General features: G+C 59.0%; 22 protein-coding genes. 14 read left to right on the forward strand and 8 right to left on the reverse strand.

The window, feature by feature from the left end; translation table 11 throughout:
• Window positions 1-34: 34 nt before the first annotated feature.
• The gene (gene fnrL / locus MVC20_RS03700; RefSeq protein ID WP_297538568.1) at window positions 35-781 is read left to right on the forward strand and encodes a transcriptional regulator FnrL; all 747 of its coding nucleotides are present in this window, start codon (window positions 35-37) and stop codon (window positions 779-781) included.
• Between the two features lie 84 nt (window positions 782-865).
• Here the strand turns inward: fnrL and MVC20_RS03705 are convergent, their stop codons facing one another.
• Window positions 866-1,705, reverse strand: coding sequence for a universal stress protein (locus MVC20_RS03705; protein ID WP_297538570.1), 840 nt, complete (start codon window positions 1,703-1,705; stop codon window positions 866-868).
• A 202-nt stretch (window positions 1,706-1,907) separates the two neighbouring features.
• On the opposite strand from MVC20_RS03705, the gene ccoN reads away from it, so the two are divergent.
• From ccoN to ccoP, 4 genes are read left to right on the forward strand one after another with little or no spacing between them, the layout of a single operon-like run.
• Window positions 1,908-3,512 (forward strand): cytochrome-c oxidase, cbb3-type subunit I, encoded by a 1,605-nt coding sequence (gene ccoN, locus MVC20_RS03710; RefSeq protein ID WP_297538572.1) that lies wholly within the window; start codon window positions 1,908-1,910, stop codon window positions 3,510-3,512.
• Window positions 3,513-3,526: 14 nt separating this feature from the next.
• Window positions 3,527-4,252: a cytochrome-c oxidase, cbb3-type subunit II gene (ccoO, locus tag MVC20_RS03715; RefSeq protein ID WP_297538574.1), complete on the forward strand. Its 726-nt coding sequence runs from the start codon at window positions 3,527-3,529 to the stop codon at window positions 4,250-4,252.
• 12 nt (window positions 4,253-4,264) lie between these two features.
• Window positions 4,265-4,459, forward strand: coding sequence for a cbb3-type cytochrome c oxidase subunit 3 (locus MVC20_RS03720; RefSeq protein WP_297538575.1), 195 nt, complete (start codon window positions 4,265-4,267; stop codon window positions 4,457-4,459).
• A gap of 3 nt (window positions 4,460-4,462) precedes the next feature.
• The gene (gene ccoP / locus MVC20_RS03725) at window positions 4,463-5,329 is read left to right on the forward strand and encodes a cytochrome-c oxidase, cbb3-type subunit III (protein ID WP_297538577.1); all 867 of its coding nucleotides are present in this window, start codon (window positions 4,463-4,465) and stop codon (window positions 5,327-5,329) included.
• A gap of 216 nt (window positions 5,330-5,545) precedes the next feature.
• Here the strand turns inward: ccoP and MVC20_RS03730 are convergent, their stop codons facing one another.
• Window positions 5,546-5,713 carry a hypothetical protein gene (locus MVC20_RS03730; protein ID WP_297538579.1) on the reverse strand — a complete coding sequence of 56 codons (168 nt, stop codon included), beginning with the start codon at window positions 5,711-5,713 and terminating at the stop codon, window positions 5,546-5,548.
• Between the two features lie 102 nt (window positions 5,714-5,815).
• On the opposite strand from MVC20_RS03730, the gene MVC20_RS03735 reads away from it, so the two are divergent.
• The 5 genes from MVC20_RS03735 to ccoS all read left to right on the forward strand — a co-directional run bounded on the left by MVC20_RS03735 (window position 5,816) and on the right by ccoS (window position 11,040).
• Entirely contained in the window at window positions 5,816-6,703 is an 888-nt protein-coding gene (locus tag MVC20_RS03735) for a LysR family transcriptional regulator (RefSeq protein ID WP_297538581.1), read from the forward strand.
• 96 nt (window positions 6,704-6,799) lie between these two features.
• Window positions 6,800-8,236, forward strand: a complete 1,437-nt coding sequence (ccoG, locus tag MVC20_RS03740; protein WP_297538583.1) for a cytochrome c oxidase accessory protein CcoG — start codon at window positions 6,800-6,802, stop codon at window positions 8,234-8,236.
• Window positions 8,236-8,691, forward strand: a complete 456-nt coding sequence (locus MVC20_RS03745) for a FixH family protein (protein WP_297538585.1) — start codon at window positions 8,236-8,238, stop codon at window positions 8,689-8,691. Before ccoG ends, MVC20_RS03745 begins: the two co-directional genes overlap by 1 nt.
• Before the next feature lie 3 nt (window positions 8,692-8,694).
• Window positions 8,695-10,878, forward strand: coding sequence for a heavy metal translocating P-type ATPase (locus MVC20_RS03750; protein ID WP_297538586.1), 2,184 nt, complete (start codon window positions 8,695-8,697; stop codon window positions 10,876-10,878).
• 3 nt (window positions 10,879-10,881) lie between these two features.
• Entirely contained in the window at window positions 10,882-11,040 is a 159-nt protein-coding gene (gene ccoS, locus MVC20_RS03755) for a cbb3-type cytochrome oxidase assembly protein CcoS (RefSeq protein WP_037241323.1), read from the forward strand.
• A 66-nt stretch (window positions 11,041-11,106) separates the two neighbouring features.
• Here the strand turns inward: ccoS and MVC20_RS03760 are convergent, their stop codons facing one another.
• Window positions 11,107-12,564 carry a serine hydrolase gene (locus MVC20_RS03760; protein WP_297538587.1) on the reverse strand — a complete coding sequence of 486 codons (1,458 nt, stop codon included), beginning with the start codon at window positions 12,562-12,564 and terminating at the stop codon, window positions 11,107-11,109.
• Window positions 12,565-12,870: 306 nt separating this feature from the next.
• On the opposite strand from MVC20_RS03760, the gene gmd reads away from it, so the two are divergent.
• Window positions 12,871-13,989 carry a GDP-mannose 4,6-dehydratase gene (gmd, locus tag MVC20_RS03765; protein WP_297538589.1) on the forward strand — a complete coding sequence of 373 codons (1,119 nt, stop codon included), beginning with the start codon at window positions 12,871-12,873 and terminating at the stop codon, window positions 13,987-13,989.
• Window positions 13,990-14,317: 328 nt separating this feature from the next.
• Entirely contained in the window at window positions 14,318-15,292 is a 975-nt protein-coding gene (locus tag MVC20_RS03770; RefSeq protein WP_297538591.1) for a GDP-L-fucose synthase, read from the forward strand.
• A 644-nt stretch (window positions 15,293-15,936) separates the two neighbouring features.
• Here MVC20_RS03770 and MVC20_RS03775 read toward each other — a convergent pair.
• From MVC20_RS03775 to MVC20_RS03790, 4 genes are read right to left on the reverse strand one after another with little or no spacing between them, the layout of a single operon-like run.
• Window positions 15,937-16,332, reverse strand: coding sequence for a hypothetical protein (locus MVC20_RS03775; RefSeq protein ID WP_297538593.1), 396 nt, complete (start codon window positions 16,330-16,332; stop codon window positions 15,937-15,939).
• Complete coding sequence (locus tag MVC20_RS03780; RefSeq protein WP_297538595.1) at window positions 16,319-16,726, reverse strand: hypothetical protein; 408 nt, start codon at window positions 16,724-16,726, stop codon at window positions 16,319-16,321. Before MVC20_RS03780 ends, MVC20_RS03775 begins: the two co-directional genes overlap by 14 nt.
• Before the next feature lie 51 nt (window positions 16,727-16,777).
• On the reverse strand, window positions 16,778-17,524 hold the full coding sequence (locus MVC20_RS03785; protein ID WP_297538597.1) for a hypothetical protein: 747 nt from the start codon (window positions 17,522-17,524) through the stop codon (window positions 16,778-16,780).
• Window positions 17,524-17,826: a hypothetical protein gene (locus tag MVC20_RS03790; RefSeq protein ID WP_297538599.1), complete on the reverse strand. Its 303-nt coding sequence runs from the start codon at window positions 17,824-17,826 to the stop codon at window positions 17,524-17,526. Before MVC20_RS03790 ends, MVC20_RS03785 begins: the two co-directional genes overlap by 1 nt.
• A 352-nt stretch (window positions 17,827-18,178) precedes the next feature.
• Here MVC20_RS03790 and MVC20_RS03795 point away from each other — a divergent pair, with 352 nt between their 5' ends.
• Together MVC20_RS03795 and MVC20_RS03800 are read left to right on the forward strand one after the other, a co-directional pair.
• Complete coding sequence (locus MVC20_RS03795; protein WP_297538601.1) at window positions 18,179-19,288, forward strand: MobA/MobL family protein; 1,110 nt, start codon at window positions 18,179-18,181, stop codon at window positions 19,286-19,288.
• A gap of 239 nt (window positions 19,289-19,527) precedes the next feature.
• Window positions 19,528-21,633, forward strand: coding sequence for a DUF262 domain-containing HNH endonuclease family protein (locus tag MVC20_RS03800; RefSeq protein ID WP_297538603.1), 2,106 nt, complete (start codon window positions 19,528-19,530; stop codon window positions 21,631-21,633).
• A 132-nt stretch (window positions 21,634-21,765) separates the two neighbouring features.
• On the opposite strand, the gene MVC20_RS03805 is transcribed toward MVC20_RS03800, so the two are convergent.
• Entirely contained in the window at window positions 21,766-22,206 is a 441-nt protein-coding gene (locus MVC20_RS03805; protein WP_297538604.1) for a hypothetical protein, read from the reverse strand.
• Window positions 22,207-22,435: the final 229 nt, after the last annotated feature.

The raw sequence follows: 22,435 nt of genomic DNA on the forward strand, positions 1-22,435 counted from the left end.
AACCCTGACAGCGCCCTCGAATAGTGGATAATCCATGCTGAAAGAGAAAGCCTCGATCATACCTCACGAGTGTGGGGATTGTCCGATCCGGCATCGGGCTGTCTGTGCGCGGTGCGAAGCCGACGAGTTGGAGGTGCTGGATCAGATCAAATACTACCGCAGCTACGAATCCGGACAGACCCTGATTTGGTCCGGCGACCACATGGATTTCGTGGGCTCGGTCGTCTCTGGGATTGCGACGCTGACGCAGACGATGGAGGACGGGCGCACGCAGATGGTGGGGCTGCTCTTGCCCAGCGATTTCGTGGGCCGCCCGGGGCGCAACAGCGCCGCCTATGACGTTGTGGCGGTGACGGATATGGTGATGTGCTGTTTCCGCAAGAAGCCGTTTGAAGAGATGATGGCACGCACGCCGCATATCGCGCAGCGCCTGCTGGAAATGACGCTGGACGAGCTGGATGCCGCGCGCGAATGGATGCTGGTTCTGGGCCGCAAGACCGCGCGCGAAAAAATCGCCTCGTTGATGGCGATCATTGCGCGGCGCGATGCCACACTGAACATGAACGGCACGCGCGGGCCGCTGGTATTTGATCTGCCTCTGACGCGCGAGGCGATGGCGGATTACCTTGGCCTGACACTGGAAACGGTCAGCCGTCAGGTGTCGGCGCTGAAAAAGGACGGTGTGATCGAGCTTGAGGGCAAGCGCCGCGTCACCGTGCCGGATTTCAACCGGCTGCTGGAAGAGGCGGGCGATGACAGTGACGGCGGGATGCTGATCTGATCCATCCTGCCCCGGTTTCATCTGGCCATAAATACCTCGGGGGTTTGGGGGCTGGCCCCCAATCCGCCCGAGAGGCCACCGGTCTCAATGCGCCATGAAGACCGGCACGGTGGCCTGTTCCAGCATGTAGCGGGTGGCACCGCCAAAGATCGCCTCGCGGAAGCGCGAGTGGCCGTAGGCCCCCATCACGACCATATCGGCATCCATGTCGCGCACATGCCGCAAGAGCACGTCCGAAACGCGCGGCAGTGTCTTAGACAGGACGTCAATCTCGACCTTGACGCCGTGGCGGGAGAGGTATTGCGACAAGAGCCCGCCGGGGTCGGAGCGGGTGGGCCCATGGGTGGGCGGGTCGATCACCACCACATGCACCACCTCCGCGCCCTTCAGCAGAGGCAGGGCCGCGCGCACCGCGCCCAACGCCTCGCTGCTTTCGTTCCAGCCGACCATGATCCGGCCCGGATTGGGCACCGGGTCGCCCGAGGCGGGGGCGATGATTACCGGGGTGCGCGCCTCGAACAGGGCCGATTCGGTCGTGGGCTCCAGTTCCGAGCCGCGCCCCTTTCCATAAGGCTGCGGCAGAATCACCAAATCCGAGAACCGCGCCCGCGCAGCGACATGCCGCCCCAGATCGGCCAATTGGCTGACCCCGGACTCGATTCCCCACCGCAGGGATGAATTTTTGAGCAGGGCAGTGGCCTTGGTTTCGATGGCCTCGGCCTCTTCCTGGGCGCGGGCGATGGTTTCCTGCAGAACGATGGCGCTGGCACCCGAGTAATAATAGCCTGCCTGGCTGCGATCCACGCCAAGGCAGAGCACATCGAGATGGGCATCATGGCGGGCGGCCATGCTCATGGCATGGTCTAGGGTTTCCTCAACAAGGGACTCATCGGTCAAAACGGAAAACAGGCTGTTGTAGGTCATGTCGCATTCCTTTGACTGTGTCGCACGTTATGTCACCCTAGAGATGTATTGCCGGGGCTGCCTTGACGCGGATCAATTGATCAAAGTCAGTGTTTTGACACAGATCAAGGATAGTTGAGTGCGACCCTAGCATTACGGTCACAGTCTAACGCGCCTGCGCGGGTCACGGCGACTCGGGCAGAAAGAGACGAAGGGACGCAACATGACGAATTATATCAAGCTGATCGTGCTTGGTCTGGTCACGCTACTGGCGTTGATCGCGGCCAATTATGCGCGCGATCTGGCCTATCTGGTCAACGCGCTGACGGTGGCGCTTGTGAGCGGTGGGCTTTTCCTGTGGACCCTGCGCCACACGGACGAACCGAGGGCCCAGGTGGACCTGTCGGGGGAATACATGGACGGCGTTGTGCGCGCCGGGGTGATCGCAACCTGCTTGTGGGGCGTTGTCGGTTTCCTCGCAGGCACGTTTATTGCTTTTCAACTTGCCTTTCCGGGGCTCAATTTCGATTGGGCGCAAGGATATGCGAATTTTGGTCGGCTGCGTCCGCTGCATACCTCGGCGGTGATTTTCGCCTTTGGTGGCAACGCGTTGATCGCCACGTCTTTTTATGTCGTGCAGCGGACGAGCGCTGCGCGGCTCTGGGGCGGGAACCTCGCGTGGTTCGTCTTCTGGGGCTATCAGCTTGTGATCGTGCTAGCTGCCACCGGCTATCTGCTGGGGGCCACGCAGGGCAAGGAATATGCCGAGCCTGAATGGTATGTGGACCTCTGGCTGACAGTGGTCTGGCTGGCCTATCTCGCCGTGTTTCTGGGAACCATCGTCAAGCGCAAAGAGCCGCATATCTACGTGGCCAACTGGTTCTACCTGTCCTTCATCATCACGGTGGCGATGCTGCATGTCGTCAACAACCTGAGCATTCCGGTCTCGATCTTCGGTTCCAAGTCGGTGCAGGTCTTCTCGGGCGTGCAGGACGCGATGACACAGTGGTGGTATGGCCATAACGCCGTGGGCTTCTTCCTCACCGCCGGGTTCCTGGGCATGATGTATTACTTTGTGCCCAAGCAGGCCGAACGCCCGGTTTACAGCTACAAGCTGTCGATCATCCACTTCTGGGCGCTGATCTTCATCTACATCTGGGCCGGTCCGCACCACCTGCATTACACGGCGTTGCCCGACTGGGCCTCGACACTGGGCATGGTGTTCTCGATCGTTCTGTGGATGCCGTCCTGGGGTGGTATGATCAATGGTCTGATGACGCTCTCGGGCGCTTGGGACAAGCTGCGCACCGATCCGGTGATCCGGATGATGGTGATTTCCATCGGGTTCTACGGCATGTCGACCTTTGAAGGGCCGATGATGTCGATCCGCGCGGTCAACTCGTTGAGCCACTATACCGACTGGACCATCGGGCACGTGCATTCGGGCGCTCTGGGCTGGAACGGCATGATCACCTTTGGCGCGCTCTACTTCCTTGTGCCGAAGCTGTGGAACCGTGAGCGGCTCTATAGTCTGAGCCTTGTGAGCTGGCACTTCTGGCTCGCGACCATCGGCATCATCCTCTACGCCGCTGCCATGTGGGTGACGGGGATCATGGAAGGGCTGATGTGGCGCGAAGTCGATGCCAACGGTTTCCTCGTGAACTCTTTCGCGGATACCGTCGCGGCCAAGTTCCCGATGTATGTGGTGCGGGGCCTTGGTGGGGTCATGTATGTCACCGGCGCGCTGATCATGTGCTACAACCTCTGGATGACTGCGAAGCGTTCGCCGGCTGTCGAAGCCACGAACTCTGCAGTCCCGGCTGAATAAGGAGGGCCGGAGAGATGGCAATTCTGGACAAACACGCAATCCTGGAAAAGAACGTCACGCTTTTGGCGATCTTTGCCTTCCTTGTGGTCACGGTCGGGGGGATCGTGCAGATCGCCCCGCTGTTCTGGCTTGAGAACACCATCGAGGATGTCGAGGGCATGCGCCCCTACTCCCCGCTGGAACTGACCGGGCGCGACATCTACATCCGCGAGGGCTGTTACGTCTGCCACAGTCAGATGATCCGCCCGATGCGCGATGAGGTCGAGCGCTATGGGCACTATTCGCTCGCGGCCGAGTCGAAATACGACCATCCGTTCCAGTGGGGGTCCAAGCGGACGGGGCCGGATCTGGCCCGTGTCGGTGGGCGCTATTCGGACGACTGGCATGTGGACCACCTGCGCGATCCGCAGTCGGTGGTGCCGGAATCGGTGATGCCCAAGTATGGCTTTCTCGAAAACCGGATGATCGAGCCCGCGCATGTCGAGGATCTGCTCAAGACGCATCGTCTGGTGGGCGTGCCCTATTCCGACGAGATGATCGAGAACGCCAAGGCCGATTTCACGGCTCAGATTGATCCGGATGGCGATACCGAGGGTCTCTTGGCGCGGTATCCCAAGGCCCAGGTGCGCAATTTCGACGGGCAGCCGGGCATTTCCGAGGCGGATGCGCTGATCGCCTATCTGCAGATGCTGGGGACGCTGGTCGATTTCTCGACCTTCACCCCGGTGGCAAGCCGGTAAGGGAGCGGAGCGATGGAAACCTATTCCCTGTTGCGTGAATTTGCCGATAGCTGGATGTTGCTGGCACTCTTTACATTCTTTGTTGGCGTCGTGTTCTGGGTATTCCGCCCCGGCGCCACCAAGAGCTACGAGAACCCGTCAACCATCCCGTTCCGGCACGAAGACAAACCGGCCCGCGCCCATGGCGCCCGGCACGAGGAGGCATGAGACATGGCCAAACAACCGATTAAGAAGAACCAAGAGGTCGAAACCACCGGCCATCAATGGGACGGGATTGAAGAATATAACAATCCCCTGCCGCGCTGGTGGCTGTGGACCTTCTATGCCTGTATCGTCTGGGGCTTGTGGTATGTGATCGCCTACCCGGCGTGGCCGCTGGTTCAGGGGGCGACTGCCGGTTACAAGGGCTGGTCGACCCGCGCCAATGTCGCGGCCGAACTGGCCGAGGCCGAGGCCGCCAATGCCGCAATCAATGCCAAGCTGGAAGCGGTCGAACTGACCGAGATTTCCGGCGATCCCGAATTGCAGGGCTATGCCACATCGGCGGGCAATGCCGTGTTCAAGACATGGTGCGCACAGTGCCACGGTTCGGGGGCGGCGGGGGCCAAGGGCTATCCCAACCTCTTGGACAATGACTGGCTCTGGGGGGGGACGATCGAGGATATCCATACCACGATCGCCCATGGTATCCGCAACACCGAAGACCCGGATGCACGCTATTCGCAGATGCCGGCCTTTGGGGATATTCTGGAAACCGCGCAGATTGATCAGGTGGTCAACTACGTGATGTCGATGTCGGGCGAGCCGCAGGATGCCTCGATGGTGGCCGAAGGTCAGACCGTGTTCATGGACAATTGCGCCGCCTGCCATGGCGAGGCCGGAGAGGGGGACATCTATCAAGGCGCGCCCAACCTCGCCGATGCCATCTGGCTCTACGGTGGGTCGTTCGACACCATCAAGGAAACGGTCACGTATTCGCGCTTTGGCGTGATGCCGCCGATGGGCGGGGCCGATCTGAGCGAGGCCGAGATTCGCGCCGTGGCGATCTATGTCCACCAGCTTGGCGGGGGCGAGTAAGCCCTGAACGAATACCCCGAGCCGCGAGGCTCGGGGTGAGGTGCCGGTCCTTCCGTTCTGTTCGCGCGTTTCCTGGAGGGGCCGGCACCGATTACCGCATTGATCAAGGCAATCTGTCAATCCGAAGGTCCCAAGACGGGGCCTTTTTTCATTTCTCTGGATGATCCGGCCCATCGACCGCCGCGCCACGGCCAGCGGGCGTGAGGGGCGCGGAACCTAGAAGCGGCGGCGGGCATGGAGATGCGCCTCGATTTCCGCACCTGTGCGCGCGTCAAAGCGCTCGGCAGGCTGCCAATGGGCGCGGCCGCGGTGCCGCACCGTTCTGTCCTCCGGCGCATCGAGCCGAGTCGCGGTTCTGAAAGTACTGGCGAGAATTCCAAACATCGGTCAATCCTTTCCTGTTCGGGGATCATGCTTGAAGGATGCCGTTTTCCGCCGCGAAAGACGACTCTGGAAAAATCGCGACTTGTAAGATAGGCTTACGTCATGGATTGGTTGTCACTCCCTCCTCTGACCGCTTTGCGGGCCTTTGCAGCCTTGGCCGAGACTGGCGGCACGGCGGCAGCGGGGGCGCGGCTCAACGTCAGTCACGCGGCGGTCAGCCAACAGATCAAGCAGCTTGAGGCGCATATGGGCCTTGTGCTGGTGGATCGTTCGGGGCGGAACCTGCGGCTGACGGCGGAAGGACAGGAGCTGGCGGACGCTCTGGCGCTGGGCTTTGGTGCGATTGCGCGTGCGGTTGATACCTTGTCCCAGCAGAGTTCCGAGCGCCCCTTGCAGATCTCGACAACCCCGAGCTTTGCCGCGCATTGGCTCATGCCCTGTCTGGGGGATTTCCGCCACCGGCATCCCGAGATCGACCTGATGATCGACCCGACCCCCCGGTTGGTGACACTGGAGCCGGGCGGCATCGACATTGCGGTCCGTTACGGGGCCGGAGACTGGCCGGGGCTTGAGGCAGAGCTTTTGTTCACGTCGCCCATCGTGGCGGTTGCCGCCCCGCGCCTTGTCGAGGGGCGGCGGATCGAGAGCCCTGCTGATCTGGCCGATCTGCCGTGGCTTCAGGAATTCGGAACCAATGAGGCAAGCGATTGGCTGCGCCTCCGTGGTGTCACCCGAGAGCGGGTGGCGGGATTGATGCAGGTGCCGGGCAACCTGTTGCTGGACGGATTGCGCGACGGCCAGGGCGTTGCCGTGACGGTTCTGGACTGGGTGCGTCAGGATATCGCGGCGGGCCGGTTGCGGCTCTTGTTTCAGGACCATGCCGATAGCGGTTATCATGTGGTCACACGCCCCGGCGTGCTGCGCCCTGCGGCGCGCGCCTTTGTGGTGTGGTTGCGGCGTATGGCGCGACAACGTGGTGCGGCGCAATAGGTCGATTCCAGATTCAGAATTTGACACAGGTCAAAGCTGTTGCGCCCGCGTCCTGACAGAAGACGATCAAGTGAATGATCATACCGGAGTATGTCCGTGGCCGATTCCCAACCTAATGCCCCGCAATCCCTCTATGCCGCGCGCGAGCCGGTGTTTCCAAAGAGGGTTTACGGCAAGTTCCGCAACCTGAAATGGGTGATCATGATCGTCACCCTGGGCATTTATTATATCACGCCATGGATACGCTGGGACCGGGGGGCGGCGCTGCCGGATCAGGCGGTGTTGCTCGATCTGGCAAACCGGCGGTTCTTTTTCTTCTGGATCGAGATCTGGCCGCACGAGTTCTATTTCGTTGCCGGTCTGTTGGTCATGGCGGGCCTGGGTCTGTTTCTGTTCACGTCGGCGCTGGGCCGCGTGTGGTGCGGCTATGCCTGTCCACAGACGGTCTGGACCGATCTTTTCATTCTGGTGGAGCGCTGGATCGAGGGGGATCGCAACGCGCGGTTGCGTCTGCATCGGCAAAAGAAATGGGATCTGCGCAAGGCGCGGCTGCGTCTGACCAAGTGGGTCACCTGGGCCTTGATCGCGGTGGCCACCGGGGGGGCTTGGGTATTCTATTTCACCGATGCACCAACGCTGCTGGTCGATCTCTTTACCCTCAACGCCCATCCCATCGCCTATACCACGATTGCGGTGTTGACCGGCACGACGTTCTTCTTCGGCGGCTTTGCCCGCGAGCAGATCTGCATTTATGCCTGCCCTTGGCCGCGTATTCAGGCGGCGATGATGGATGAGGATACGCTGACCGTCGGTTATCGCGAATGGCGCGGCGAGCCGCGAAAGAACTCCGAGGCGGTCAAGGCAGGGGCTGCGCAGGGCGATTGCATCGACTGCATGGCCTGCGTCAATGTGTGCCCGGTGGGGATCGACATTCGCGATGGTCAACAGTTGGAGTGCATCACCTGTGCGCTTTGCATCGACGCCTGCGACGACATCATGGCCAAGATCGGCAAGCCGCGCGGGTTGATCGACTATATGGCCTTTACCGATGAAGAGGCAGAGCGGTCGGGCGGCAAGCCCAAGCCGATCATGAAACACATCCTGCGCCCGCGCACGATCCTTTACACCGCGCTCTGGTCGCTGGTGGGTATCGGTCTGGTTTTTGCGCTGTTCATCCGGTCGGATATCGACCTGACCGTCGCACCGGTGCGCAATCCGACCTATGTCACGCTGTCTGATGGATCGATCCGGAATACCTATGAGGTGCGTATCCGCAATATGCACCACGAGACGCGGGAGTTCGAGATCACGGTCAAGGGCGATCCGGCAATTTCGCTCGAACTGGAAGGCGTGACGGATAACAAGATCAGCGTGAACGCCGATGAAATGTTCCTGCAGCGGGTCTATCTGGTGGCCCCGCCCGAGTCCGAGCCCGCCGAGGAAGAGCGGAGCGAGATCCGCCTCTGGATCGAGGACATGACCAGCGGGGAACGGGCCTACAAGGATACGGTCTTTAACGGAAAGGATGACTGATGGCCGAGCGTCAGATTACCGGCAGGCATGTGTTGATCGGCTTTGTCGGGGCCTTTGCCGTGATCATCGGCGTCAATCTGGTGTTGGCGTGGTCGGCGGTGCGGACCTTTCCGGGGCTTGAGGTCAAGAATTCCTATGTCGCCAGTCAGGAGTTCAACGAGCGAAAGGCCGCGCAAGAGGGGCTGGGCTGGACCGTGGTGGCGGATCACGCGGGCGGCACCTTGACGCTGCATATCACCGACGCGGCGGGCAAACCTGTCCAGGTTTCCAAGCTGGAGGCGACGGTTGGCCGCGCCACCCATGTGCAGGACGACCAGACGCCCGAATTCCGCTATGATGGGCAGGCCTATGTTGCGCCGGTGGATTTGGGCGATGGCAACTGGAATATCCGCATGAAGGCCTGGGATGATGATGGCACCCTCTTTCAGCAGCGCGTCGTTCTGCACAAGGAATAGACCATGACCGCGACGATGCGCCCTTCGCCCTCGGCCTGTCCGGCCTGCGCGGCCGCCCCCGCGGCTGAGGCCTTGGCCGCAAGCGCGGTGCCACGGGCCCAGATTGCGCTTTCACTGCCCACGATCCACTGCTCGGCCTGTATTTCCAAGATCGAGCGTGCGCTCAATGCGGACAATCGGGTGACCTCTGCCCGTGTCAACCTGACCCTGAAACGCGCCAGCATTGACGCCGCCCCAGACGTGACCGCCGAAGAGATGCGCAGGCTGGTCGAGGGATTGGGATACGAGGCCCATGAGCTGGATCAGGGCACGCTGAATGCCACCGCCAACGATCGGGCCGGGCGCGACCTCTTGATGCGACTGGCGGTCGCCGGGTTCGCCAGCATGAATGTCATGCTCTTGTCGGTGTCGGTCTGGTCAGGTGCCGAGGATGCGACGCGCGATATGTTCCACTGGATCTCCGCCGCGATCACGCTGCCGGCGATTGCCTTTTCCGGGGTGCCGTTCTTTCGCAATGCCTGGGCCGCGCTGCGCAACAGGCGGCTCAACATGGATGTGCCGATCGTATTGGCCATCGTGCTGGCGATCATCACCTCGCTCTGGGAAACCATGCTATCGGGGCATCATGCCTATTTCGATGCCGCCATGGCGCTCACGTTTTTCCTCTTGGCGGGGCGCTACCTTGATCACCGGACCCGGGCGATTGCGCGCTCTGCGGCGGAAGAATTGACAGCGCTGGAGGTGCCCCGCGCGACGCGCTTGGTGGATGGCGCCGAAGAGGTTGTAAACGTTGCACAATTGGCTGTCGGAGATCTCATCCTGGTGCGGCCCGGTGGGCGCATGCCTGTGGACGGCGAAATCGTCCGGGGCACGTCCGAGATCGACCGCTCGCTTCTGACGGGCGAGACGCTGCCGGTCTTTGCGGGCGTGGGGCAGGCGGTCAGTGCGGGCGAGGTCAACCTGACCGGGCCTTTGACCCTTCGCGCCACGGCGGTGGGGGCGGAAACCTCGCTGCATCGCATGGCCGATCTCGTGGCCATCGCGGAATCCGGGCGCTCGCGCTATACCTCGCTCGCCGACAGTGCCGCCAAGCTCTATGCGCCGGGGGTGCATATCCTTGCAGGGCTCAGTTTCATGGGCTGGTATCTCTATACATGGGATGTGCGCACGGCGCTGAATATTGCGGCTGCGGTTCTGATCATCACCTGTCCTTGTGCGCTTGGCCTTGCGGTGCCTGCGGTCACGACGGCGGCCTCGGGGCGGCTATTCCGGCGGGGGATGCTGATCAAGCATGAAACCGCGCTGGAACGGCTGGCGCAGGTCGACACGGTGGTGTTCGACAAGACCGGCACGCTGACCACGGGGATGCCGCAGGCGACCAACCTTGAGACGCTGCCGCGCCCGGTTGTGGAATTGGCGCTGGCGCTGGCGCAGGGGTCTTCGCATCCGCTGGCGCAGTCGATCACGCGCACCGCACGCGCGGCGGGGATCGTGGCGGCTGACCTTACAGACCTTACCGAAGTGCCGGGATATGGTACAAAGGCACGCTATCAGAACCAAGAGGTGCGCTTGGGGCGTGCCAGCTGGACCGGGGCACAAGGTCTGTCCGAGACGGCGACCTTTCTCAAGGTCGGAGAGGGGGCGCCGGTTGCCATCACCTTTGCCGATGCGCTGCGGCCCGGTGCCGCCGAAGCGGTGCAGGGGTTGATGGATCAGGGCAAGCGCGTGATCCTGATGTCCGGTGATACCACCCCGGCAGTCGAGGCGCTGGCCACGCGCCTCGGCATCCCGCAGTGGATGGCCGAGGCGCTGCCCGCCGACAAGGCGGCACGCGTGGCGGCATTGACCGCAGAGGGCGCGCATGTGCTGATGGTGGGGGACGGGCTCAATGACACCGCCGCCCTGGCTGGCGCGCATGTCTCCATTTCACCGGCAACGGCGCTGGATGCCGCGCGGGTCGCCTCGGATATCGTGCTTTTGGGCAATGACCTCTCGCCGATTGCGGCGGCTTGCATGACAGCGAAATCCGCCACCCGCCGTATCCGCGAGAATTTCAGGATCGCCACGATCTATAACATCATTGCCGTGCCCTTGGCGGTGGCGGGGCTTTGCTCGCCGCTGATTGCCGCCTTGGCCATGTCGCTCAGTTCGATTACCGTCTCTCTCAACGCGCTGCGACTGAGGTAGCCGATGAATATTCTCACTTACCTGATCCCGATTTCCCTGATCCTTGGGGGCGTGGGGCTTGTGGCGTTTGTCTATACCGTGCGTTCGAACCAGTATGACGATCCCGAAGGGGACGCGCGCCGCATCCTGTCAGACGATTGGGACGACCACCCCAAGCCCTGACGTCGATTTCATCTGGCCGGAAATACCTCGGGGGTTTGGGGGCAGCGCCCCCAATCTGCCAGAGGCTCAGCTTGGCCCGATCATGAAACAGGTGATCTTCTTGGCCTGAAGGCGGCGACACGCGAGATCGGCACTTTCACGAGTCATCCCCATGAAATTGGCGTCGAACCCGGCGGGGCGCTGCACCACTTTGCGCAGGCTGCCGTCAAGCGTGGCCATTTCGTTCAACGCGGTCTGCAAGAGCATCTGGCGTGCCTTGTACTCGCTGGCGTAGCGGCCCACGTTGATACCCCAATGCCGCCCGCCCGAGGTCGAGACGCGGGTCACGACCTCGGGTTGTGGCTCTGGGGCCGGGGCGCTGGCCAGAACGATCTCGGTCGGGCGTTGTTCCGGGCGAATCTCAGGGGTGACCGTGACACTGCCTTGGGGAACAGGGGCTGGTTCCGTGCTGGCTGCCGCGACCTGTTGGGCGGCCAGAAGCGCGCGCTCGATATCATCCCGCGCGGCGATGACGGGGGCCGGGGCCTCGGGCAGGGGGCGCGATTGCGGCCGCAGGCTCTTGGCGACCGCGGCGGCGGAGGTCAGGCGCACGGTCTTGGCGGCAAAAGTGGGACGTTCTTCGCCTTGGGCGATCATCACCGGTGCGGTGCCCAGCTTGCCCATATAGGGTGGCCGCGCGGGGCGTTGGACCGCGACGCGCGTCGGAGCCTTGCTAAAGCCGAGGTCGAGGAGTTCCGCCACCTTGGCATTGCGCGATGCCGTGGATTGCCCGCCAAAGACGGTCGCGATGATCCGTTCGCCTCCCCGTTCGGCGCTGGCTGTAAGGTTGAAGCCCGCTGCACGGGTATAGCCGGTCTTGATCCCGTCTGCCCCGCGATAGGCTTCGAGAAGGCGGCGGTTGGTGTGGCTGACCGAGGTCACGCCGGCATCGGTGGTGATGCGCGAGAACAGGTTGTAATATTGCGGATAGTCATAAAACAGGTGCCGCCCGAGGATCGACATGTCGCGGGCGGTCGACAGATGGCCATTTTCGGTCAGGCCATGGGCATTCTTGAAGGTGGTGCGCGTCATTCCAAGCGCTTGGGCCGTGCGGTTCATGCGGCGGGCGAATTGAGCCTCGGACCCTTCGATCGCCTCGCCAAGGGCCGTTGCGGCATCGTTGGCGGATTTGACTGCGGCCGCGCGGATAAGGTAGCGCAGCGCAATCGAGCTGCCCGCGCGCACGCCCAGCTTGCTCGGGGGCTCGGAGGCGGCATGTTTGGAAATCACGACCTTGTCATCAAGTCCGATTTCGCCATTCTCGATGGCCTCAAAGACCACGTAGAGCGTCATCATCTTGGTCAACGAGGCAGGATGCAGCCGCGCGTCGGCGTTGTTGGAGTATAGGACCTCGCCATTGCGCGCATCCATTACAAAAGCTGCATAGGGTGCCGCTGCCGCGCTCAATGGCACAATCACCAGCATCCAGAAAGTTGCGAACGCCACCAAGCCCCAACGGACCGGCTGTCTGCCCCGTGTTTTCATAGAACCGCTCTTTTACTGCCTCGCGCCGCCGGTTTTCCGGCTGGCATTGATTTGTAAGGATGAGTCTATCACAACCCTGATTTTGATTAAAGTATTCATTTGCATAGATTTTTGAGGTCCGCTGACAAGATGTGGTGGCGGGCCGGTGACAAATCCCTAGATCAATGAGGCAGTCATTGGAGACAATTCTGCCTTTCGTGATGGCAGTCCGGGCGTGAGCGGGGTGCTTGCCATGGTGGCCCCCCTGTGGTGTAACGCCCCGACCTTTGGCAGGATGGTTTTGTCGAACAACGGAGAGATGGCGGAATGAAAAAGGCGTTGATCACCGGGGTGACGGGGCAGGATGGCTCTTACCTTGCGGAATTCCTGCTGGAAAAGGGCTATGAGGTGCATGGGATCAAGCGCCGCGCCTCGCTCTTCAACACGCAGCGGGTGGATCACATCTATCAGGATCCGCATGGCGGGCGGCAGAATTTCAAGCTGCATTACGGCGACCTGACCGATAGTTCGAACCTCACCCGCATCCTCAGCGAAGTGCAGCCCGACGAGGTCTATAACCTCGGCGCGCAATCCCATGTCGCCGTCAGTTTCGAGGCGCCGGAATATACCGCCGATGTCGATGCCATCGGCACGCTGCGCCTGCTCGAGGCGATCCGCTTTCTGGGGCTGGAGAAGAAGACGCGCTTCTATCAGGCCTCCACCTCCGAGCTTTATGGCCTCGTGCAGGAAATCCCGCAGCGCGAGACGACGCCCTTTCACCCGCGCAGCCCCTATGCGGTGGCCAAGATGTATGCCTATTGGATCACGGTCAATTACCGCGAGGCTTACGGCATCTATGCCTGCAACGGCATCCTCTTCAACCACGAGAGCCCCCGGCGCGGCGAGACCTTTGTCACCCGCAAGATCACGCGCGGGCTGGCCAATATCGCGCAGGGGCTCGAGGATTGCCTCTACATGGGCAATATCGACAGCTTGCGCGACTGGGGCCATGCCAGGGATTACGTGCGCATGCAGTGGATGATGCTGCAACAGGAGGTGGCGGATGATTTCGTCATCGCGACGGGGGTGCAGTATTCCGTGCGCGAGTTCATCACCTGGTCGGCGCGCGAGCTGGGGATCACGCTGGAATTTACCGGTACGGGCGTGGACGAGATTGCCACCGTGACGGGTGTGACCGGCGATATGGCCCCCGCGCTCAAGGTGGGGGATGTGATCATGCGCATCGACCCGCGCTATTTCCGCCCCGCCGAGGTCGAGACCCTGCTGGGCGATCCCAGAAAGGCCAAGGAAAAGCTCGGCTGGGTGCCCGAGATCACCGCCCAGGAAATGTGCGCCGAGATGGTCGCCGAAGACCTCAAGACGGCACAACGGCACGCGCTGCTGAAAAAGCACGGCATGGACCTGCCGGTCAGCGTGGAGGGGTGAGGGCTTTGCCTGAAATCCTGCAGACCATCTGGCTGGTCCAAAGCGCAAGGTTTTACTCCACAAGAGAGGGCGGCGTATTTTGATGGGCTGGGGGATGCGTCAAACAGTTTTGTCGGGGACCGGATGACGCGGGACACGTGGTTCGGGGTTGTCGAGGCTTGGCTGTGACCCGAATACGATGCAAACAGGCTTCGCGGCCATCTGAATGCAGCCCCTGCGCGGCGCGGTATCCGGGACCTTTAGTTCAGGTTTGAATGTCACAAGAATACATCCGGTTTGACCTTACAATTTCGAGCCTAAACCTTACAGACCTTACAGGAGTAACTCTATGACCCGCATCTACATCGCAGGACATCGCGGCATGGTCGGGGGGGCGATTCTGCGCCGCCTTCAGGCCCGCAAGGACGCGGGTGAGGATTTGACGCTGCTCACCCGGACCCATGCGGAATTGGACCTTACCAGCCAATCGGCGGTGCGCGACTTCATGCAATCCGAACGTCCGGATGTGGTCATCCTTGCCGCCGCCAAGGTCGGTGGTATCCATGCCAACAACACCTATCCTGCTGATTTCATTTATGAAAACCTGATGATCGAGTGCAATGTGATCCATCAGGCCTTTGATGCGGGCGTGCGGCGGCTGTTGCAATTGGGCTCTAGCTGCATCTATCCCCGCGCCGTGCCCCAGCCCATGCGCGAGGACGCGCTCCTGACTGGCGTGCTCGAGCCCACCAACGAGCCCTATGCCGTGGCCAAGATCGCCGGCATCAAGCTCTGCGAGAGCTACAACCGCCAGCACGGCACCGATTACCGCTCGGTCATGCCCACCAATCTCTATGGCCCTGGCGACAATTTTCATCCTGAAAATTCTCATGTTTTACCGGCACTTATTCGCCGTTTTCACGAGGCGGCGCTGGAGGGGCGCGACGAGGTCATGATCTGGGGTTCTGGCAAACCCCGCCGCGAATTCCTGCATGTCGATGACATGGCCGAGGCCAGTCTCTTCGTGCTCGATCTGCCACAGGATGTCTATGCGGCCAATACAGAGCCGATGCTGAGCCATATCAACGTGGGCTGCGGCATCGATGTTTCAATTCTGGAACTGGCGCAGATGGTGGCCGAAGTAACTGGATTCCAAGGAAAAATTTCGACCGACCCCAGCAAGCCCGATGGCACGATGCGCAAGCTGATGGATGTCTCGCGGCTGGCCGACATGGGCTGGCGCGCACGTATCGGCCTGCGCGAAGGGATCGAGGATGCCTATCGCTGGTATCTCGATCAGGCACCGGGCAGCGTGCGCGGATAGCTTAATCCGCGCGGGATCCTGCCCGTCCGAAGGGGAGTAGCTTAATGCAGCATGCATGCTGGTAACGTGTTGCGCGACCGTGGGGACGTCGAACCTCCGGTAACAGATTGAAAAAGCGCCGAGATCTCATTTCATCTTCGCCGATGCTGCTCCTCCTGTCATACGCTTTCGATCAACAGAAAGCGTCAGGCGCCTAGGCGCATATTTCCTAACCTGACTGGTCGGTTACGCAGTAGACCTCGTCAGCCCCGGACGCGTCGATCCGCGTTGTGTTTGCTGCGCATCTTCGATGTTTGAAAAGAAAAAGGACTTAGCGAGCGAACGCTAAGCCCTTGAAATCTTTGGCTCCGGCGGTAGGGGCCGCAGAAATTCCGAAAAAATCCAACAAAATCAACGGCCGACCCTCTGCGAAACAGCCTTCGGACCTGCATTGTGCGCATCGAAGCGACACAGTCAAGTGCACATACCGAGGTTGAAGCGCGAGGTTAAATGGACCAGCATAAAAGTACGGCGATTGGTTGATCAACCAGCTATCAACCGGCTTACTTACCGCTTGTGTCATGAAGAGCTAACAACCAAAACTCTTCTCCCTGGGCCTGAATGGTTCGTAACAACAAAAAAATTTTAGAGAACTCGAATCTGGTTTAAGCGAACATTACAAAGAAAAGAAGTATGGAAATCCAAGTCAATACACATGCATTCAAGGCTTTCTTGAATTTTAGATAGTCACCACCTAACAAATTGTCGAAAGCCGTTTCCCGCTCCTCTTCCGTGCACTTTTTTCCGACGTTGAGAGCGACATCTGCTATGTATCCATATGCTCGAAAAAACATCCAAAGCGTTATCAAAATTCCAGCAAAGAAAATTACCCTCAGAATAGGTTGGCTAATCAATCCGGAACTGGGTGCCAGGCGAAGTATTAGTGCGCTGGTTGTGGCGAAGAACGCAACAACCGTTATTCCAGCTTTGGGCAATTCCACCAGTATACGGTGCCGTTCACTCTCGTCCTTTGTCGCGCGGGTTTTCTCAGCTACGGTCATTTTGATCTATCTCACGCTCATCATCTAGACGCTGCTTCTCTTCACGCTCAATAGCGTCAGCGAAAATCAAGCGGCACTTGCTTTGAATGTATCCCTCAACGTAACGAACAAGGTCTTCCGAAGTCTTAATCCACCCTTTTTTCACGGCATGCCGCGTGCGTTTTGGAGCTTGGTCCAAGACAGTCTCCAACCCACGTCTGGATTCTGAAATCGACTTACGCTTCTTGGCCGATCGAGCATGGTCACGAAGAATCTTGTCGCTGGCCATGTCACAACGTTTGAGGTCTCGTGAGCCATTCAACTTGTCAATCGTTTCTTTGGGCAAGCCGTTCTTGCTAACAACAGACGCAATCTTCGATTTAGCCTGCTTCTTTGGGTCAAATTTTTCGGTCATCAAGTACTTCTCGTGTCCACTCTCTCACAGGTGGTATCATTAACAAAAATTCTAATCTGAGCAATGTGTATCTTGGAGGCCGGGGGAGCAACCTGTTAGGGAGTGCATAGCGTGCACACTTTTTGTTAAGAGAGGCGCACAAGACAGGGGGTGGGCCTGACTGATCTTGCCATCCAAAGGTTGGCCTGTGGCAAAGATAAAAATCTTGGTCGCTCGATGAGCGAGGTGACCGTAGAAAGCATTGACGGGTGCATTCGACGGATCGCGTTCATCGACTTTCCAAACTTCCCGCATTTCATCGGCCCAAAGCTCCCTAATATCAACAAGGCGGCGGACCGCCTTCCACCACCACAGCACGATACCTTTCACCGACGGGCGGCGTTGATATTCGGCTTGGTACCATGTCAGCAGATACGCAGCGGCCCCGATGGCTTGATCGTCCGGGGCGTGTGGTGTGGCGATGATCTCGACCGCGCGGCGCACGGCTTCGGGGAGTTCGGTCATGGCTGGCCCCTTCTTGCGTGGATCAAGCGAAGGCAAGGGTGCGCGGCAGGGAGACGCCATGCGGATATTTTGCGCAGCGGGCGCATTAGGTCCAAGTGTTTTGACCTGTGCGGCTTGCTGGCCTTCAACTTCTGCAAGATGCGCGTCGAAAGCTTCGGGCGACAACCAGAAGGGATCGTCCACGGGCAAACCAAGCGCCGCGAGATCAGAGGCAGACAATGAGCGCGGCAGGTCGTTTGTGGCGTTGCGCGCAGGTTTGGAAATTGCGTCATCATCCCAAGGGAATCTTTCCATTACTGTGACCCTCCCGAACTGAGACTGGCACATTGCGCCTCCAATCGGGCGAGGGCCTCCTGAAACGGGGCGGCATAGCCGTCTTCCAATCGCTCCCCGAGGAATCGCGCATCACGCAGGGCGATGCCTTTTTGATTTGCGAGGAATTGGAAGAAGCCCACGGCTTTGTCCTTTGGCAATCCCTCCCGTTCAATGTTCCGCGCGGCAAGCAGGATGAGACCGCCAAGGATGACCTTCTTGCGGCTTTCTGCCTTGCGTTCCTGTTCCTTGAACGCGCGCTCTTTCTCTTGTGCCAATCGCATAGCCTTCTCGACTTGGACTTGTGTGATACGTGCAATCGAACCCTCCTGTGTTGGTGTTTTTCAGGACATAGGAAACAAGGTGGGGTGATCCCAAATATTGGCGCGCGGAATTGTTTGTGCGGTGCGCACAAGGGAAATTTTGACCGAGGGAAGTGAGGCGCGCGAGGGAAAACCTGCAAGGCGCAATTACGCAAACTCTGTTTGCAGCGTCGTGCCTGATCGCTACCGCCTGCGGCGGGCGTGCCCGAAATCGCCCGTTGTTTCCATAGGATACATCGCGCTTTTTCAGATCGCTACCGCTTGGACCTATCTCGGATTTGACCCTTCGGATTTCGAGACAGGTAGGCAGGTCATGACAACAGGAACAACCCAGATCGCGAGCAAAGCGGTGCACTACAAGACCCAACCGATTGCGCGGCGCAAGGATCAAAGCGCGGTCTACTATGCCGCCTATATCACCGGCGAACCCCTGTACGATGTGCGCCGGGACAAGAGGTTCTGGCGCAAGGATGGCCAAGGCGATGTACTGCATTGGGAGATTGTTGGGCCAGACGGATCACAGGACTGGACCCTTGCGGAACTTTGGAACGGTGCCGAGGGCGCGGCCAAGAAGGTCAACGAACGGCCCGGACGCCAGACCGTGATCGCGCTTCCCCATGAATTGTGCGAGGGCGGACACGAGGCGGCGCGGCGTGTCGCGCGCGGCCATTGCCTGTGGCTTCGGGATCAATATGGCATCGCCAGCACATGGGCACTGCACGCGCCTAACCCCGAGGCCTATGGCGAAAGCGCAAAGAACTGGCACATCCACATTGTCGAGACAGATCGGAGAATGACAATGTGCGGGGCTGGCCGTCCGGTGTTCGGCGCGAAGGTGCGCGAGCTGACCGACGCCAAGCAGGGCAAGGTTGAAATCGAGCGGCGGCGCAAGGACTGGGAAAAGCGCGTGAACGCGGAACTCCTGCGGGTCGGAGCAAATACCCGTGTCAATCTGGGACGGAAACCTCAGGGCGATGGCCCGGACTACATTCCCGGTGTTCATCGCGGCCCTAAGGTCAATGCGATGCTGCGCAAACACCAAGCGGCCACACGAGCGGCCATGATCTCGGGCCGGGCTTTGCCTCCGACACCGAAACGCGTGGCATCCTACCTTGCCTATGCCGCCGCCCGGAAGACCGCCAATGCAGCACACCGGGCAATCTGGCAGGCCACAGGGAGGGCCGTTTCGCAAATCGCCACGGCCTCTGTCCAGTTCGACGATCCAACGGCCCCGCCCAACACTGGCAAGAACCGTACGGAGCCGGGCCAGTCCAAGGACACGGCTACGCCCATCGCGCCGTCCAGCGATGTGGCACAGGATGAGGAACAGGCGCGCAAACGCGAAGCAAGGGATTGGGAGCGCTTTTGGCAGCAGGAAGCCCGCAAGGCGCTCTCACAGCGTCAGCGTGATCTCGGTCGCTGACCGTCGCTGGCGAAATTACACGTTATGTCCGGCCAGCTCTGTCCCTACGCGGGTGGCCGTGAGAAGAACCGAACTCGTAGATTTTGCCATTGGAGTCGTAGTGGTCGGTTAGAAATGTAACTGGCTCCAAGCCGGGTGCATCTTTCGTACACATGTCGTAGGCTCCGAGAGGCGCGAACGGGAAAGAGGCGCGGTGGAGCTGCCGATTCCGCGATAGAAACAAAATGTGAGTCCAGTAGATGAAGCCTTATACGCGGTCGATTATTGAGCTGTTTGATGGGAAGAAGCGATTTCTAATACCTCTGTACCAAAGGCAGTATGCTTGGAACATCGAAGCTCAAATTCCCCTTCTTTGGGAAGACATCGAGCGCATAGCCAAGCGAATTGATGAAGATCGAATGTCAGTAGTTCCCCATTTCATGGGCGCGATGGTTATTGGCCAGATAAAGACCTTTGGTAAGCAGGTTCAGGCGTTCGAAATAATTGATGGTCAGCAGCGGTTGACAACTTTTCAGATAGTCTTGGCGGCTCTTAGAGATGTCGCTTTGGAGACGGAGTCAAGATATGCATCAGAGCTTCAAAAATACCTTTTGAATGATGGTGTGATGGAGCACCCCGAGATCGAACGGTTTAAACTTTGGCCGTCTTTGATGGACAGAAGGTCATTTACTGGAATAATTGACCCGGAGGCATCAATTGAAGACATTTTACCGAAGCAACAAGATGATGGTTTCGTCAAGAAATCCGTGCTCGCACACGAATATCTTAAAGACGCCATTAGAAAGCATGTCGTTGTTGATGATATTTTTGATGAGCACCGTTTTGAGACGATATTCGAAGCCTTGAAGGACGGATTGGCTATTGTATCAATCGAGCTTGAAGGTGGTGACGACCCTCAGACCATATTCGAAACGCTAAACAGTCGTGGGGTGGAGCTTTCTCCGGGTGACCTTATGCGCAACTTCATCTTCCAGCGCGCGAAAGGTATGGGGCAAGTGGAAGGGTCGCTCAATGTCGACAAGCTTTATGAACAACACTGGTTGCCGCTGGACAGGCCGTTCTGGACTCAGGTTGCATCCAGAGGCCGACAGTCAAGCGCAAGGCTTGATTGGTTGCTCACCGATCACCTGTCGATGAACATCGGAAGTCTTGTGTCCATCGAGAACCTTTACGATGGCTATCGACGCTGGATCTTGAACCAGCGGCCATTTTCCAGCGTTGTTCCAGAGCTTGAAGCGATTTCCGCATCTGCCAGAGTAGAAGAACGCTTGTTCCAACAGGGTAAGTCAGACCCGCTTGGCGACTTCGGTCGCTTCGCGCAAGCATTTGATGTTTCAACCGTTTTGCCGCTTGTGCTGTATTTGTCCACCGAGGCGAACCTTGGTGATCGTCTGCCCGAGGCCTTGTCCATTCTAAAAAGCTATATTTTGCGACGCGACATCTGCCGACTTACAACGAAAAACTACAATAAACTTTTTGTCGGCCTAATCCCCAAACTGCGGGAGGCACCTGGGGATCAAATCAAGTCCCTGTTCGAAAGCCTGTCAGAGCGTGAAAGCGACATCGATAGATGGCCAGATGATGAGGAATGGAACATCGCTTGGATGACGCGCGATCAGTATAGTCCTGCCCGTCAGAATCGTTTGAACTACCTCTTTGAATTAATTGAAACTGAGCTGCGAAGCGACAGGAATGAGGACATAGAAATAAAGTCTGCTCTAACAATCGAGCATATCATGCCTCGAAAATGGCAGGAAAAATGGCCGCTTCCGGGCTACGAAGATGCAGATTCTATTGACGATTTCGATATGGAATTCCGATCTAAGACGCTCCGCCGAGGTAAGGTGGTTGATACGATTGGGAATCTGACGCTTTTAACGCAAAAGCTCAATTCTAGTGTTTCCAATGGGCCGTATGCGACCAAGATGCCTGCCATTCGCGCTCATTCAAGTTTGGCTTTAAATCGGGATTTGAATGAATGGAATCATTGGGATGAAGAAACGATAGAGCAGCGCGCTGAGATGCTCTTTAAAGCAGCCAAACGTATCTGGATTTCGCCAATCCGCGATGAAGGTTTTTCCAAAACAGTTGAAGTAAACAGCAGCGGTTCACGATCTGGGTTACCGGAAGATGGAACTCGGTGTGAATTTACTTACAGCGGTGAGGTGTTTCGAGGGATCATCAAGAACGCTCAGCTTGTTGTCGAGGGACAGAACACTCCGTTCAGCACATTTTCCGGTGCATCGCGGACCATTACACGGACAAGTCGGAATGGCTGGAACGACTGGTATCTCGACTTTGGGGATGGACATCTGATTTTGGCAGACAGCTGGCGCAAGTCATAGACGCAAATAGGTCAAAGAGACTGAGACGAATGGTTGAGCGGTCACTTTGATTATATCGTCTTGTTGGACTGAGAGTAGGGAGACGGCCCGGCCATTCGCCTCCCACCCGTAGTAACCCATACCGGTAATCTGTCAGACGACGCGCAGATGTTCAGCTCGGTCCTTCGCTTCGAGTTCAATCATGCCGCGTGTCCCGTTTAGATAGGCTTTGCCGACCTCGTTCAGGCAGGCCCCACGGCGATGGATGTGCTTCTTGGACAGTTCTGGAACTTTAACAATACCCATACCGTTCAGGCGGCGGCCAAATCCAGCGTTTGTGAAATTCTCGCCTTCATTGACCTCGGCAAAGCGTTGATAGGCCCGAAAGAGGTTACCTGCCTGTTCGACCTTGTCGGGGCCGATATCGAGGCAGATGGAAGCGAAGTCCGACAGGGGGTTAGAGTCGTTCTTCTTTGCGTTGCGGACGGCATAAAGGTGCCCGGGCACGTTCAATCCGCCTTTGGCATAGGCCACCGCGCCTTCGACGCACCAGCGGAAAATGCCTTCCAACTCGTCCAGCAACCGGGCCTTCAACTTTGGGTCTTTGATCTTCCCACCTTCGGGGCACTCGTGGGCGTCGTGAAACTTGGCAAGGAAGGGGATGATGATCGTGCGGCGGTAGACCCCGGCGTCCTGGGGTAATCTCCCCCTTTTTAACGGGGTGCCTGCGTAGAATTCACGCGGCCATTTTCAGTTTCATGGCGGGGGTGATACCGCCAATGCCCATGTTCGGGCGGTCGTTGTTGTAAGTCCAGAGCCATTG

It is taken from the genome of Roseovarius sp. (assembly GCF_027019125.1).
Lineage (GTDB): Bacteria > Pseudomonadota > Alphaproteobacteria > Rhodobacterales > Rhodobacteraceae > Roseovarius.

Excerpts from the sequence above, each read along its gene's own strand:
- fnrL (WP_297538568.1), top strand. The coding sequence starts at position 35 with ATGCTGAAAGAGAAAGCCTCGATCATACCTCACGAGTGTGGGGATTGT.
- MVC20_RS03705 (WP_297538570.1), bottom strand. The coding sequence starts at position 1,705 with ATGACCTACAACAGCCTGTTTTCCGTTTTGACCGATGAGTCCCTTGTT.
- ccoN (WP_297538572.1), top strand. The coding sequence starts at position 1,908 with ATGACGAATTATATCAAGCTGATCGTGCTTGGTCTGGTCACGCTACTG.
- ccoO (WP_297538574.1), top strand. The coding sequence starts at position 3,527 with ATGGCAATTCTGGACAAACACGCAATCCTGGAAAAGAACGTCACGCTT.
- MVC20_RS03720 (WP_297538575.1), top strand. The coding sequence starts at position 4,265 with ATGGAAACCTATTCCCTGTTGCGTGAATTTGCCGATAGCTGGATGTTG.
- ccoP (WP_297538577.1), top strand. The coding sequence starts at position 4,463 with ATGGCCAAACAACCGATTAAGAAGAACCAAGAGGTCGAAACCACCGGC.
- MVC20_RS03730 (WP_297538579.1), bottom strand. The coding sequence starts at position 5,713 with ATGTTTGGAATTCTCGCCAGTACTTTCAGAACCGCGACTCGGCTCGAT.
- MVC20_RS03735 (WP_297538581.1), top strand. The coding sequence starts at position 5,816 with ATGGATTGGTTGTCACTCCCTCCTCTGACCGCTTTGCGGGCCTTTGCA.
- MVC20_RS03745 (WP_297538585.1), top strand. The coding sequence starts at position 8,236 with ATGGCCGAGCGTCAGATTACCGGCAGGCATGTGTTGATCGGCTTTGTC.
- MVC20_RS03750 (WP_297538586.1), top strand. The coding sequence starts at position 8,695 with ATGACCGCGACGATGCGCCCTTCGCCCTCGGCCTGTCCGGCCTGCGCG.
- ccoS (WP_037241323.1), top strand. The coding sequence starts at position 10,882 with ATGAATATTCTCACTTACCTGATCCCGATTTCCCTGATCCTTGGGGGC.
- MVC20_RS03760 (WP_297538587.1), bottom strand. The coding sequence starts at position 12,564 with ATGAAAACACGGGGCAGACAGCCGGTCCGTTGGGGCTTGGTGGCGTTC.
- gmd (WP_297538589.1), top strand. The coding sequence starts at position 12,871 with ATGAAAAAGGCGTTGATCACCGGGGTGACGGGGCAGGATGGCTCTTAC.
- MVC20_RS03770 (WP_297538591.1), top strand. The coding sequence starts at position 14,318 with ATGACCCGCATCTACATCGCAGGACATCGCGGCATGGTCGGGGGGGCG.
- MVC20_RS03775 (WP_297538593.1), bottom strand. The coding sequence starts at position 16,332 with ATGACCGTAGCTGAGAAAACCCGCGCGACAAAGGACGAGAGTGAACGG.
- MVC20_RS03780 (WP_297538595.1), bottom strand. The coding sequence starts at position 16,726 with ATGACCGAAAAATTTGACCCAAAGAAGCAGGCTAAATCGAAGATTGCG.
- MVC20_RS03785 (WP_297538597.1), bottom strand. The coding sequence starts at position 17,524 with ATGGAAAGATTCCCTTGGGATGATGACGCAATTTCCAAACCTGCGCGC.
- MVC20_RS03790 (WP_297538599.1), bottom strand. The coding sequence starts at position 17,826 with ATGCGATTGGCACAAGAGAAAGAGCGCGCGTTCAAGGAACAGGAACGC.
- MVC20_RS03795 (WP_297538601.1), top strand. The coding sequence starts at position 18,179 with ATGACAACAGGAACAACCCAGATCGCGAGCAAAGCGGTGCACTACAAG.
- MVC20_RS03800 (WP_297538603.1), top strand. The coding sequence starts at position 19,528 with ATGAAGCCTTATACGCGGTCGATTATTGAGCTGTTTGATGGGAAGAAG.